This window comes from Micromonospora saelicesensis (assembly GCF_900091575.1).
Taxonomy (GTDB): domain Bacteria; phylum Actinomycetota; class Actinomycetes; order Mycobacteriales; family Micromonosporaceae; genus Micromonospora; species Micromonospora saelicesensis.
Genome location: NZ_FMCR01000003.1, coordinates 827,677 through 839,878 on the forward strand (window position 1 = coordinate 827,677; position 12,202 = coordinate 839,878).

The window sequence follows — 12,202 nt, forward strand, 5'->3', positions numbered from 1 at the left end:
GCGTGCCCGGTGATTCGTTCACGGCATCAGCTCGACAGCGCCAGCCGCAGGCACCCTGCCCGCGCGCCCCCGAACTGTCCTGCGGAGCGCCACACCGCCGCCGTGTTCCAGCCACCACCTCAACGGATCATGGAAGCCGGCCGCTCGTACCCCCTTCTATGCTTCACGGACGGATCGAGCGTCAACGGGGGACGGACATGATTGACACGGTGATCTTCGATGTTGGCGGGACCATTCTCGACGAGTCCCACGAGTTCGCTGCCTGGGCCGACTGGCTCGGCGTGCCCCGGCACACCTTCTCGGCGGTCTTCGGTGCGGTGATCGCCCGGGGTCTGGACTATCAGGAGACGTTCCGGGTCTTCCGGCCCGACTTCGATCTCACCCTCGAGCTGGAGCGTCGGGCGGCTGCCGGCAAGCCGGAGTCGTTCGCCGAGGAGGATCTCTACCCGGACGCGCGGGGGTGCCTGGAATCCTTGAAGGACCAGGGCCTGGTCGTGGGCCTGGCCGGTAACCAGCCAGCTCATGCCGAGGCGACCCTGCGCGATCTCGACCTTCCGGTGGACGTGATCGGCACGTCGCACGGGTGGGGTGTGGCGAAGCCGTCACCAGCGTTCTTCGAGCGGGTCGTCGCCGCAGGCGGTGGTGTCGCGTCGTCGATCCTGTACGTCGGCGACCGGCCCGACAACGACGTGCGTCCGGCCCTGGAGGCGGGCATGGAGACGTGCCTGATCCGACGCGGTCCGTGGGGGCACATCCTCGACCCCTCCACAGTGGCCGAGCGGTGCCTGTTCCGGATCGACTCGCTGGACGAACTCCCGAGCCTGGTGGCGAAGCACAACGCGGCCGGCGGTTGACCCGCCGGCCGCGCTGATCGTGCGGTCCTGGTGACCGCCCGGGAAGGGCGGCCACCAGGACGTCGGTCAGGTCAGCGAGCAGGCCGTTCCGTTGACAGTGACCAGGCCGGGGCTCGGGTTGGCGCCGCCGCCTGTCGTCGCGTTGAAGCCGAACGTCACAGTGCCGCCGGGTGCGATCTTGGCGTTGTACGACTCGTTGCGCGCGGTCACCGTCGCGCCGGACTGGGCGACCTTCGCCAGCCACGCCTCACGTACCCGCTGGTCACCGGTGAACGCGAAGCGCACGCTCCAGCCGTTGATGGCCGCGGTGCCCGTGTTCTGGATGGTCAGCTGCCCGGTGAACCCGGTGCCGCCCTGCCAGGCGCCGTAGTTGGTGTAGCGCGCCGTGCAGGTGGTCGCCGGCACCGCGCCGGCGTCACCCTGGTCGGCCAGGAACGAGGAGATCCAGGCCAGCGCCGAGTTCCAGTTGATCGCCACCTCGTTGGTCGAGTACGAGTTGATGTCGTCGACGTAGCAGAACATCGGCTCGCAGCCGGCGAGCAGTTGCGCCACGAACGGGTCCTGGAGGGCCGCGTTCGGGCCACCGGCGAGGGAACCGGCGGGCGGTCGGGGCAGGTTCGGGTCGAGCTGGTGGCCGAAGATCCGGCTGTGCTGGTTCTGCGCGGCGTGCTCGCCCCACCCGGTGACGTAGGAGATGTTCAGGGCGTTGCGACCGAGGATGTAGTCCATGGCCTGCACGGCGCCGTCGCGGTAGACGGGGTTGCGCGTCAGGTCGAACGCGGTGGCCAGCACCACGGCGTTGTTGATGACGTTGCTGTTGCCGCCCCAGAAGTAGCTGTTGGCGTCACCGGGCATCGGCAACCCGTATGCCTGCCGGCGCAGCTCGGCGAGGTACGTGTCGGCCGCGGCGGTGACCGAGGCGCGGACCCGGGCCAGGTCGGCGGCGGGTAGCCCGTTCGGCACGGTGGCCAGGTCGAGGCGGCCCAGCGCCGCCACGCTCTGCCAGCCGAAGCCCCGTGCGTCGAACACGTTCCCGGTGTGGTGCGGTGAGGCGGTCAGATCGGCCAGGTAGTTCTGCGCCCCGGTGGTCAGGTACAGCTCGGCCGCCGCCCAGTAGAACTCGTCGGTGACGTTGCTGTCGTCGTACGCGCCGCCGCCGGTGCCGTCGGTCGGGCTGGCGTACACCGCCGGGTGGGCCTTGGCCGCGGCGTAGGCGGTCTTCGCGGCAGTGCCGCAGCGGGTCGCGAACGCCGCGTCGTACGGGGCGAAGAGCCGGGCGCACTGGGCGGCGGTGGCGGCCAGGTTGAGGGTGGCCGCGGTCGACGGCGGGTGCAGCTCGCGCGGCTGCGGGTCGTCCTGCGGCGAGAGGGGCAGCCCGGTCCAGTTCTGATCGTGGATCTTGTGGTGGACCATGCCGGCGAGCGGCTTGCCGGCGGGCACCTGCATGCGCAGCAGGAACTCCAACTCCCAGCGCGCCTCGTCGAGGATGTCCGGCACCCCGTTGTCGCGCTCGGGCACCCGCAGCGTGCCGTCGGCGAGCTCCGCGCCGCCGTTGGCGGTGGCCGCCGTCCTGGTCCGCTCGAAGGTGTTCAGCAGCTGGTAGGTGGCGATGCCGCCGTTGACCACGTACTTGCCGTGGTCGCCGGCGTCGTACCAACCGCCGCGCACATCCAGGGAGTAGTCGCAGACACCCGGCTGGCAGGGCACGTTGGTGTCGCCCTGGTTGGGTGCGACGCCGAGGTGGCCGGCGGGTCGGGCGTACTCGTCGCCGATCAGGTCACCGTCGATGGCGATGCCGCTGCGCTGGGCGTAGAAGAACTGCAACGAGTCGGAGCGCAGCTGGTCGTAGAGGGCGCCGGAGATGTCGAACGGGTGGCTGGTCTCGCCGTCCACGGTGAGCGTGAGCCCGGTGCCGGGGGTGCGGTAGCTGGAGAAGTCGACAGTCTGCACGTTCTGCCCGGAGGCGGCGTCGACACCGCGAGCGGTGGTGGTGCCACTGGCCACGACGGCACCGGCGGCGCTGCGCAGCTGCCAGGGCAGCGCTTCGGTGGCCTCGGTGACGACAGTGGCGTTCTTCGGGCCGCCGGGAAGGTAGCCGACCTGGTTGACGCGCACCCGTGGCCCGGTGTCCGGCTCGTACGGCTCGGGTGGCTCACCGCCGCGCAGCGAGACGTCGTCCAGGCAGATGGTCTGCGCCTGGGCGGAACCGCCGACCTGGAAGATCAGTTGGGCGCTGGGGTTGTCGTCCGGGACGGTGAAGGTCTGCTCGACCCGCTGGAGGGTGCCGGTCGCGGTGGCGTCCACTGCCGCGTACGTGGTGTACGGGGCGCTGCCGAGCTGCAACACGGCCTTGACCGCGGCGCCCGGGGTGGCGGAGACCGCGAAGCCGAGGGTGTATTCGGCGCCGGCGATCAGCGGTACGCCGTCCTGGCCGATGCCGGCGTCCCACGGGTTGGCCAGCCCGCCCGCGACGGTGGTGCAGAGCTGGCCGTCGGTCACCGCCAGCGCGCCGGTGCCGAAGGAGAACCAGGGGCTCACCCCGGCGCTGAAGTCGCCGTTGTCGATCTGCTCGGGAGCGTCCGGTGGTGGGTCGGCGTGGGCCGCGCCGGCGCCCGCGCCGGTGAGGGCCAGTGTGGTCGCCGCAGCCAACAGGAGGCGGCGTCGGGATGGCGTCACGGGGAGTCCTTCCGGGACGGAAAGTGGGACGTTGGTGGTGGCACGGTGATGCGGAGGGAACCTGGGAGCGCTCCCAGGTATCGGCTCGATGTTTCCAGTGCCGGTACGCCATGTCAATTGATCTGGTTGGATGGGTTTCAGCATCCGACGAGGGCGGTCACCCGAGCGGTGCCCCCCGACGCGACGCCACCCGGACGTGAGATTGGCCGCGCCACGCGCCGTCGTCCTGATCTCCTAGAGACAACTGCGCCCTTCGCCTGGCAGGCTGCCTCCCATGACCCTGAAGCTGCGTTCCGTGGGAACGAGCGACCGTGGGCTGATCCGCAGCGGAAACCAGGACGCCCTGCACGCCGGCAGCTGGCTCGTCGCCGTCGCCGACGGCATGGGCGGAATGGCCGCCGGCGACCTGGCCAGCGCCCTCACCATCGACGCGGTCGCGCCACTGGACGTGGAGACACCCGAGGACGCCCTGGTGGCCGCGCTCGAAGGTGGCATCGCACTGGCCACCTCCCGGATCCGACAGGCGGTCGCCGAGGATCCCGAGCGCCAGGGCATGGGCACCACGCTGACCGCCCTGCTCTTCGCCCGTACCGGCAGCTGCCTGGCACTCGCGCACGTCGGCGACTCCCGGGCCTACCTGTTCCGCGAGGGCGTGCTCAAGCAGGTCACCCGGGACGACACGTTCGTCCAGATGCTGGTGGATCAGGGCGTGATCACCGCGGACCAGGCCAGCAGCCACCCGCGCCGGGCCGTGGTCACCCAGGCGTTGCAGGGTGAGGAGGTCTCCCCGTCGTACGCGACCATGGTGCCCCGGGCCGGCGACCGGTGGCTGCTGTGCAGCGACGGCCTCTCCAACGTGGTCCGTCCGGACACCCTCACCGAGGTGCTCAGCGGCTATCCGGACCGGGACGCCTGCGCCGCCAAGCTGATCGACCTGGCCCTGCACGCCGGCGCGCCGGACAACGTCACAGTCGTGGTGGCCGACGTCGTCGAGGAGTAGGCCGGCGCTCAGCGCCGGCGTGGCGTGGCGTGCCGGGTGGGTGTCGCCGTTCCCGGATCCTCCGGCCACGGGTGCCGAGGATAGCGCCCGCGCAGCTCGGAGCGGACCTGCGGATAGCCGGTACGCCAGAACGACGCCAGGTCGGCGGTGACCGCCACCGGGCGGCCGGCGGGGGAGAGTAGGTGCAGCAGCACCGGCACCCGACCGTCGGCGATGCGGGGGGCCGCCGGCCAGCCGAACGTCTCCTGGAGCTTCACGGCGAGCACCGGCGCGGCCGGGTCGCCGTAGTCCAGCCGGATCCGAGAACCACTTGGCACCTCGATCCGCTCCGGGGCCAGCTCGTCGAGGCGGGCGGCCTGCGCCCAGGGCAGCAGCCGCCGCAGCGCCGACGGCACGTCCACTCGCGCCAGGTCGGCGCGGCGTCGCGCGGCGGCCAGCTCCGGGCCCAGCCAGGTCGGCGCGGCGTCGAGCAACGAGTCGTCGCCGACCTCCGGCCACGGCTCGCCGAGATGGTGCCGGAGGAACGCGAGCCGCTCGCGCAGCGCCCGAGCCGCCGGCGTCCAGGGCAACAGCCCCAGCCCGTCCTGACGCAGGCCGGTCAGCAGTGCGGCGGCCACCTCCGCCCGGTCCGGCCGGTCCAGCCGCCGCTGGACCAGCTCGATCGCGCCCAGCCGGGTCACCTCCCGGGCCACCACGTCCCCGTCGGACCAGCCGACCTCGCGGCCGGTGCGTAGCAACGGACCGGCCGCCTCCCGGGCCGTCGCCTCGTCCACCGGGGAGGCCCGGCGGATGCGGGCCGACGGCGCGCCGGGCGTGCGGTCCGCGACCGCCACCGCCAACCAGTCGGACCCGGTCAGCCCCGAGCCGGCCGCCAGCTCCGCGGCGGTCCCGCCGGTCATCAGGTACGCCGAACCGCCCGGCCGCCGCACCCGTGCCAACCGTTCCGGGTACGCCAGACCGACGAGCAGCCCGGCGGCGAGATCGTCGCTCAGTCCACCCGAGCCGGTGCGGCCGGTGGCGTCGGCGCGGCCCTTCGGCGGGGCGCCGGCAGGCAGCGCGGCCCGCAGCCGGCGTACCTCCGTGCGCCAACGGGCTGTCGCGCCCGCGTCCACGCCGGTGCGCAGCCGACGCCAACCGGCGACCAGATCGTCACCGGGCCCGGCTGCGCTCTCCTCGGCGAGCAGGGCGACCACCTCGGCGGCCCGGTCGGCGCCGACCCGGCCGGCGCCGTCGAGCAGCGCCCGGGCCAGCCGTGGGTGCGCCCCGGCGGCGGCGATCGACCGTCCCCGCGCTGTGATCCGACCGTCGGCGTCGACCGCGCCCAGGGTCTCCAGGGTGTCCCGGGCCACCGTCATCGCGGCTGCCGGCGGCGCGTCGGGCAACGCGAGCCCGACGCCGTCCGGTCGGCCCCAGGCGGCCAGCTCCAACGCGAACCCGGTGAGGTCGGCGGTGGCGATCTCCGGCTCGGCACGGGCGGGCAGCCGCTCGTGGGTCGCCGCCGACCAGCAGCGGTAGACGTACCCGGGGGCCTCCCGGCCGGCCCGGCCGGCCCGCTGGGTGGCGGCGGCGCGGGAGACCGGCACGGTGACCAGTGCGCCCAGTCCGCGGGCCAGGTCGATCCGGGGCACCCGGGACAGTCCGGCGTCCACCACGATCCGCACACCCGGGACGGTCAGACTGGTCTCGGCCAGCGCGGTGGCCAGCACCACCCGCCGTCGGTCCGCGCGACGCAGCGCGGCGTCCTGCTCGGCGCCGCGTTGACGGCCGTGCAGCGGCAGCAGCGCGACCGAGTCCCGCAGGTCGGCCAGCCTGCCGGTGACCGCCGCGATCTCGCCGGCCCCGGGCAGGAAGACGAGCACGTCGCCCTCGTGCTCGCGCAGCGCCCGCCGGACGGTGGCGGCCACGTGGTCGAGCAGGGCCCGGTCCACCGGCCCGGCCCCGGGTGGGGCGATCGGGCGCGCCGGGGGCACCCAGATCCGCTCTACCGGGTGCAACGCCGAGTCGGCCCGTACCACCGGGGCCGGGGTGGGCCCGCCCAGCAGCGCGGCGAACCGGTCGGTGTCCGGGGTCGCCGACATCGCCAGCAGCCACAGGTCCGGCCGGAGGGTGGCGCGCGCCTCCACGGTGAAGGCGAGCGCGAGGTCGGCGTCGAGTTGGCGTTCGTGGCACTCGTCAAGCAGCACGGCACCCGTGCCGGGCAGTTCAGGGTCGTGGTGCAGCCGGCGGACCAGCAGGCCGGTGGTGACCACCTCGATCCGGGTGGCCGGGCCGACCCGGCGCTCGCCGCGCACCGCGTAGCCGACCCGCTCACCGACCCGCTCGCCGAGCAGTTCCGCCATGCGCCGGGCAGCGGCGCGGGCCGCCACCCGGCGGGGTTGGGCGATCACCACCCGACCGGTCACCCGGTCGGCCACGGCCAGCGGCGCGAGGGTGGTCTTGCCGGTGCCCGGCGGGGCCACCAGCACACCGGCGCCGGCCGCGTCGAGTGCCGCGACCAGCGCCGGCAGCACCGGACGGACCGGCAGGTCAAGTGTTACGTCGGAGAGCACGGCCCAGTCTCGCACCGGGACGGGTGCGTCAGGAGCGACGGACCTCGCCGACGCCGCGCACGAAGGCCCGCCAGGCCGGCGCACCGAAGGCGAGCACCGGGCCGGAGCGGTCCTTGCTGTCCCGGACGGCGACCTGACCGTCGACTGTCGCGACCTCCACGCAGTTGCCGTTGCCGCTGCTGCGCGTGCTGGTGCGCCAGTCCGCTCGGGTCAGGTCGTACGCCGTCATCCGCGGTACCTCTCGTCTGCGTCGGCGTGCCGCAGAAGCGGTCACGCAAAGTTACGAGAAGCATGCTCAAGACGGGTCAACGACGCCGTCGGATCGAGCGCCATCCGGCACAGCTCCTCGTGCAGAAGGCTATACCCGAGCACATGATCGGCTTCCTCCAGAGCCAGCCCCATCGTGAGGTTATCCAGGTAAACCACTGACGCGTCGGCGGCGTCGGCGAAGTTGAGGATCACGTACGGGGTGCTCATGGCCGGATGCCCGCCAGCAGCGAATGGAAGTACCTGGATTGTCACGTTGGGTAGTTGCGCGATCCGGCTCATGTGGACCAGTTGTTCGGCCATCACCGCGGCGCCGCCGACCGGGCGCAGGAGCACCGCCTCGTTGAGGATCACCGACAGATCGACCGGCTCCTCGCGGCGCAGCACCTCCTGCCGGCGCAGTCGGGCAGCGATCTTGCGCTCCAGGCCGTCCTCGCCGGCGGTACGCCGGAAGATCTCCCGGGCGTACGCCTCGGTCTGCAACAGCCCGGGCACCGACTCGGCCTCGTACGTGCGCAGCGCCGCCGCCTCCGCCTCCAGCCCGACGTAGAACTCGAACCACTCGGGGAGTACGTCGCTGTAGTTCTGCCACCACCCGCGCTGCTGTGCCCCCCGGGCGATCTCGATCAGCGCCTCGGCATCCGAACCGGTCACCTGGTACAGCGCGAGAGCGGCCCGGACGTCGCGCGGCTTGATGCCGATCTGTGCGGTCTCGATCCGGGAGAGGTTGCTCTTCGACATGTCGAGCTGACGGGCTGCCACATCGAGGGTCATGCCCGCGCGTTCCCGAAGTTGGCGGAGTTCCCGGGCGATGCGGCGTCGCCGCACGGTCGGGCTGGCGGCGGGTCGGATGGTGGGAATGGCGGTCACCGTCCGAGTCTGCCACGACAAGATCCGCAGGTCGCAGATGCACGGAGTGCAACTTTCAAATCTGGGAGTTGCGTTGCAGTAGCTGTCGGTGCATCCTTTCCCGGTCGCGATCACTGTGGACACACCTGTGCGGGAGGACCGTTGCTCATCGCCGACGAGTTCTTCCTGATCGCACACAACGACAGTCGCGGCAAGGCCAAACTGCACCCGGCGGCGACCGGGCTCGGGCTGGCCGGCGGGCTCCTCGGCGAGCTGATCCTTTATGGACACATAACCGTCACGGCCGGGCAGATCTCCGTCATCGACCGGCGTCCGCCGGCCGATGCCCTGGCGCACACGGTGCTGGACCAGTTGGTCGGTGAGTCCCAGCACCGGGAGCTGCGCACCTGGCTGAGCTTCCTGGCGCAGAGCGCCACGACCTCGGTGGGGGAGCGGTTGGCCCGCGCCGGGGTGCTGCGCCGCCAGGAGAGTCGCCGGCTGCTGCGTACCACGGTCAGCTACCTGCCGATCGACCTCAACGCGGTGGCCTGGCCGGCCACCCGGCTACGGGCCCTGCTGGACCGGCCGGATCCGCCGGGCGTGCCGGACGCCCTGCTGCTCGGCCTGGTCGTGGCCGCGGGGCTGACCCGCGAGGTGCTGTGGAGCGCCGGCCCCCGCGCACACCACCGGTTGAACGTCCTCATCCCCGCGCTGCCGGCACCACTCAAGGAACTCGTCGGGCACACCGAGGCCGCCGTCGGCGCCGCCGTGCTGCGCGGCATCCCCTGACCCCCCGGTAACCCCCAACCCTCCCCTCGACAATCGGAGTAGTCGTATGCCCCCGACATCGACAGTCGACCGACCCAGCAACGTCTCCGACGCCCTGGCCCGAGGCCGTCTCGGCATTCCTTCGGTGATCTTCTTCGTCCTCTCCGCCGCCGCGCCGCTGACCGTGGTGGCCGGCGTCGTCACCACCGGCTACGGCGTCATCGGGGTGACCGGCATCCCGCTGGCCTTCCTGCTGATCGCCGCTGTGCTCGCGCTCTTCTCGGTGGGTTACGTGGCGATGTCCCGCCGGGTGGAGAACGCCGGCGCCTTCTACGCCTACGTCTCCCGTGGCCTCGGCCGACCGGCCGGCGTGGGCGCCGCCTGGGTCGCGCTGATCGCGTACAACGCGTTGCAGGTCGGGCTGTACGGCACCATCGGCGTGGCGGCCGAGCCGGTGCTCGACCGGCTCTTCGGCGGGCACCCGCACTGGGCCGTCGTGGCCCTGGTGGCGTGGGCGTTGGTCGGCCTGCTCGGCCTGCTCCGGGTCGACCTCAACGGCTTGGTCCTGGCCGCGCTGCTGGTCGCCGAGATCGTGGTGGTCCTCGTCTTCGACCTGGGACAGCTCGGCAACCCGGCCGAGGGTGGGGTCAGCTTCGCCCCGTTCTCGCCGGACAACCTCTTCGTGCCGGGTGTCGGCGCGGTGCTGGTGCTCGCCGTCCTCGGCTTCGTCGGCTTCGAGTCGGCGGTGGTCTTCAGCGAGGAGAGCAAGGACCCGAAGCGGACGGTGCCGCTGGCCACCTACCTCTCGGTGGCGATCATCGCCGGGCTGTACGCGCTGTCGTCCTGGACCATGACCGTCGCGGTCGGGCAGGACCAGATCGTCGCCGAGGCCGGCGAGCAGAGCGTCGGGCTCATCTTCAACCTGGCCGCCGCGCACCTCGGCGACACCGCGGTCACCATCGGGCAGGTGCTCTTCCTGACCTCGGTGCTCGCCGCGATGATCTCGTTCCACAACACCACGGCCCGCTACACCTTCGCGCTCGGTCGGGAGCGGGTGCTGCCGGCGGTGTTCGGGCAGACCTCGGCCCGTACCGGGGCGCCGCGGGCCGCCTCGGTGGCGCAGAGCGTCCTCGGACTGCTGGTCATCCTGCTGTACGCGGTCAACGGCTGGGATCCGGTGGTCCAGCTCTTCTTCTGGGTCGGCACCACCGGCGGCTTCGGTGTCCTGCTGCTGATCGCCACCACCTCGGTGGCGGTGATCGCCTACTTCGCCCGCTCCGCCGGGGGCGAGAACCTCTGGCGACGGGCCATCGCGCCCGGCCTGGCCACCATCGCGCTCTTCGTGATCATCTGGTTGGCCGTGTCGAACTTCGCCAACCTGCTCGGCGTCGCGCCGGACTCGACGCTGCGCTGGGCGCTGCCCGCCGCGTACCCGGTGGCCGCCCTGCTGGGCATCGGTTGGGCCCTGCTGCTGCGCAGCAACCGCCCGGACACGTACGCCCGGATCGGCCTGGGGGCCGCGAGCGCCGCGGCCACCGTCAAGCCGGAGGCGCCGGCCGCCGTGGAGGTGACCCGATGAGCGTGGTCATCGAGCAACTCGGGCCGGAGGAGACCACCCTCGTGGCGGGTCGGATCGCCGAGGCGTTCACCGTCCTGGAGGTGACGTACTGGCTGGTCCCCGACCCGAGCAAGCGGGAGGCGGTACTGGCCGGCGACTTCGAGATCCTGGTCGGGCACGCGATGCGCCACGGCATCGTCCACGCCACAGCGGACCGGGCCTCGGTCGCGGTCTGGTTTCCGTCGGTCGGCCAGCCGGCGCCGCCGCCGGCGGACTACGACGCCCGACTGGCCGCCGCGTGCGGCGAGTGGACCGACCGGTTCCAGCACCTCGACGAGCTGTTCGCGGCGAACCACCCGCACCCGGACCACCACCACCTCGCGTTCCTGGCGACCCGGCCAGACCGGCAGGGGCAGGGCCTGGGGAGCGCGCTGATGCGTCACCACCACGCCTGGCTGGACGCCAACGGGATGCCGGCGTACCTGGAGGCGAGCAGCCCGCGCAGCCGGGACCTGTACGCGAAGCACGGCTACCTGGCCGGCGAGCCGTTCCGGGTGCCCGACGGAACGCCGTTCTGGCCGATGTGGCGGGAGCCGGTCGGGCACTGAGCTGGTCGGGCACTGAGCCGGTCGGTTGTTGACGCGACCAGCACGTCCCGTGGTCGCGCTGTAACGCTCACGTGACAGAACGGAGGGCCGGGTCCATGGACCCGGCCCTCCGTGCGTCAACCGGTCAGTACGTGCCGTCGAGCTGGCCGCGCAGCTTGGTCAGCGCGCGGGTCAGCAGCCGCGAGACGTGCATCTGCGAGACACCGATCTGGTCGGCGATCTGCGACTGGGTCAGGTTGCCGTAGAAGCGCAGCGTGAGGATCTTCTGCTCGCGCTCGTCGAGGGTGGCCAGCGCCGGGCCGAGGGCGACCCGCAGCTCAGCCAGCTCGAACTCGCTGTCCTCGCCGCCGAGCATGTCGCCCAGCTCGGTGGCGCGCTCGCCGTCGCCGGTCGGGGTGGACAGCGACACCGCGTTGTACGCGCGGGCGCCCTCCAGGCCCTCCAGCACCTCTTCCTCGGTGAGCTTGAGGTGTGCGGCGATGTCGGCGACCGTCGGCGAGCGGCCGAGGGTCTGCAGGAGCGAGCTGTTGGCGTCGGAGATGGCCAGCCGCAGCTCCTGGAGCCGGCGGGGCACCCGGATGTCCCAGGTGCGGTCCCGGAAGTGCCGCTTGAGCTCGCCGATGATGGTGGGGATCGCGTAGCCGGCGAAGTCGACACCGCGCTCGGGGTCGAACTTGTCGATGGCCTTGATCAGGCCGATCGCGGCGGTCTGCGCCAGGTCGTCGTTCGGCTCGCCGCGCCCGCTGTAGCGGTGGGCCAGGTGGTTGGCGAGTGGCAGCCAGGCCTCGATCGCCCGGTCCCGCAGAGCGGCGCGCGACGGGTGGTTGGCGGGCAGCGCCGCCATCGCGTTGAGCAGGTCGGCGGCGCTGTCGGTGAGAGCGCGCGGGTCGAGCTTGGTGGTGGCCTTGACGGCGGCGCTCGGCTGCTCGGTGATCGTTGGCGCGGTCATGGGTGGTCCTCCCTGCACCTCGTCCGCTGACTAAAAAGACGTGACGCTTTGGTTTAGCTTCGAATAGGCCGTTCGGGAGTCACCTTAACCTGATCGTCTCCCAGAAATCTAGCCGAAAGGTTGA

10 protein-coding genes are annotated in these 12,202 nt (G+C 72.2%); 5 read left to right on the forward strand and 5 right to left on the reverse strand.

Annotation, left to right across the window (positions count from 1 at the left end; genetic code table 11):
• The first annotated feature begins 197 nt into the window (after window positions 1-197).
• Entirely contained in the window at window positions 198-854 is a 657-nt protein-coding gene (locus GA0070561_RS16770) for an HAD family hydrolase (RefSeq protein WP_091401597.1), read from the forward strand.
• Window positions 855-920: 66 nt separating this feature from the next.
• On the opposite strand, the gene GA0070561_RS16775 is transcribed toward GA0070561_RS16770, so the two are convergent.
• The gene (locus GA0070561_RS16775; RefSeq protein WP_091401600.1) at window positions 921-3,530 is read right to left on the reverse strand and encodes a glycoside hydrolase family 9 protein; all 2,610 of its coding nucleotides are present in this window, start codon (window positions 3,528-3,530) and stop codon (window positions 921-923) included.
• 274 nt (window positions 3,531-3,804) lie between these two features.
• Between GA0070561_RS16775 and GA0070561_RS16780 the strand changes: the two genes are divergently transcribed.
• Window positions 3,805-4,530, forward strand: coding sequence for a PP2C family protein-serine/threonine phosphatase (locus GA0070561_RS16780; protein WP_091401603.1), 726 nt, complete (start codon window positions 3,805-3,807; stop codon window positions 4,528-4,530).
• An 8-nt stretch (window positions 4,531-4,538) separates the two neighbouring features.
• On the opposite strand, the gene hrpB is transcribed toward GA0070561_RS16780, so the two are convergent.
• Genes hrpB through GA0070561_RS16795 form a run of 3 tightly spaced genes read right to left on the reverse strand, consistent with a single transcriptional unit; the run spans window position 4,539 to window position 8,174 of the window.
• Window positions 4,539-7,079: an ATP-dependent helicase HrpB gene (gene hrpB / locus GA0070561_RS16785; protein ID WP_091402197.1), complete on the reverse strand. Its 2,541-nt coding sequence runs from the start codon at window positions 7,077-7,079 to the stop codon at window positions 4,539-4,541.
• A 28-nt stretch (window positions 7,080-7,107) separates the two neighbouring features.
• The gene (locus GA0070561_RS16790) at window positions 7,108-7,308 is read right to left on the reverse strand and encodes a DUF397 domain-containing protein (protein ID WP_091401605.1); all 201 of its coding nucleotides are present in this window, start codon (window positions 7,306-7,308) and stop codon (window positions 7,108-7,110) included.
• Window positions 7,309-7,349: 41 nt separating this feature from the next.
• A complete protein-coding gene (locus tag GA0070561_RS16795; RefSeq protein WP_258395541.1) occupies window positions 7,350-8,174 on the reverse strand; it encodes a helix-turn-helix domain-containing protein in 825 nt (274 codons plus the stop codon).
• A gap of 183 nt (window positions 8,175-8,357) precedes the next feature.
• Here GA0070561_RS16795 and GA0070561_RS16800 point away from each other — a divergent pair, with 183 nt between their 5' ends.
• Genes GA0070561_RS16800 through GA0070561_RS16810 form a run of 3 tightly spaced genes read left to right on the forward strand, consistent with a single transcriptional unit; the run spans window position 8,358 to window position 11,129 of the window.
• Window positions 8,358-8,984 carry a GOLPH3/VPS74 family protein gene (locus tag GA0070561_RS16800; protein ID WP_091401608.1) on the forward strand — a complete coding sequence of 209 codons (627 nt, stop codon included), beginning with the start codon at window positions 8,358-8,360 and terminating at the stop codon, window positions 8,982-8,984.
• A 46-nt stretch (window positions 8,985-9,030) separates the two neighbouring features.
• A complete protein-coding gene (locus GA0070561_RS16805) occupies window positions 9,031-10,542 on the forward strand; it encodes an APC family permease (RefSeq protein ID WP_091401611.1) in 1,512 nt (503 codons plus the stop codon).
• Window positions 10,539-11,129 (forward strand): GNAT family N-acetyltransferase, encoded by a 591-nt coding sequence (locus GA0070561_RS16810; protein WP_091401614.1) that lies wholly within the window; start codon window positions 10,539-10,541, stop codon window positions 11,127-11,129. The genes GA0070561_RS16805 and GA0070561_RS16810 overlap by 4 nt, the downstream gene beginning before the upstream one ends.
• Before the next feature lie 124 nt (window positions 11,130-11,253).
• Here GA0070561_RS16810 and GA0070561_RS16815 read toward each other — a convergent pair whose 3' ends face one another.
• Window positions 11,254-12,078 carry a SigB/SigF/SigG family RNA polymerase sigma factor gene (locus tag GA0070561_RS16815; RefSeq protein WP_091401616.1) on the reverse strand — a complete coding sequence of 275 codons (825 nt, stop codon included), beginning with the start codon at window positions 12,076-12,078 and terminating at the stop codon, window positions 11,254-11,256.
• Window positions 12,079-12,202 lie beyond the last annotated feature (124 nt).

Bases quoted from the DNA above. Each gene is read 5' to 3' on its own strand.
- GA0070561_RS16815 (WP_091401616.1), bottom strand. From the start codon at position 12,078: ATGACCGCGCCAACGATCACCGAGCAGCCGAGCGCCGCCGTCAAGGCC.
- GA0070561_RS16805 (WP_091401611.1), top strand. From the start codon at position 9,031: ATGCCCCCGACATCGACAGTCGACCGACCCAGCAACGTCTCCGACGCC.
- GA0070561_RS16780 (WP_091401603.1), top strand. From the start codon at position 3,805: ATGACCCTGAAGCTGCGTTCCGTGGGAACGAGCGACCGTGGGCTGATC.
- GA0070561_RS16790 (WP_091401605.1), bottom strand. From the start codon at position 7,308: ATGACGGCGTACGACCTGACCCGAGCGGACTGGCGCACCAGCACGCGC.
- GA0070561_RS16770 (WP_091401597.1), top strand. From the start codon at position 198: ATGATTGACACGGTGATCTTCGATGTTGGCGGGACCATTCTCGACGAG.
- GA0070561_RS16810 (WP_091401614.1), top strand. From the start codon at position 10,539: ATGAGCGTGGTCATCGAGCAACTCGGGCCGGAGGAGACCACCCTCGTG.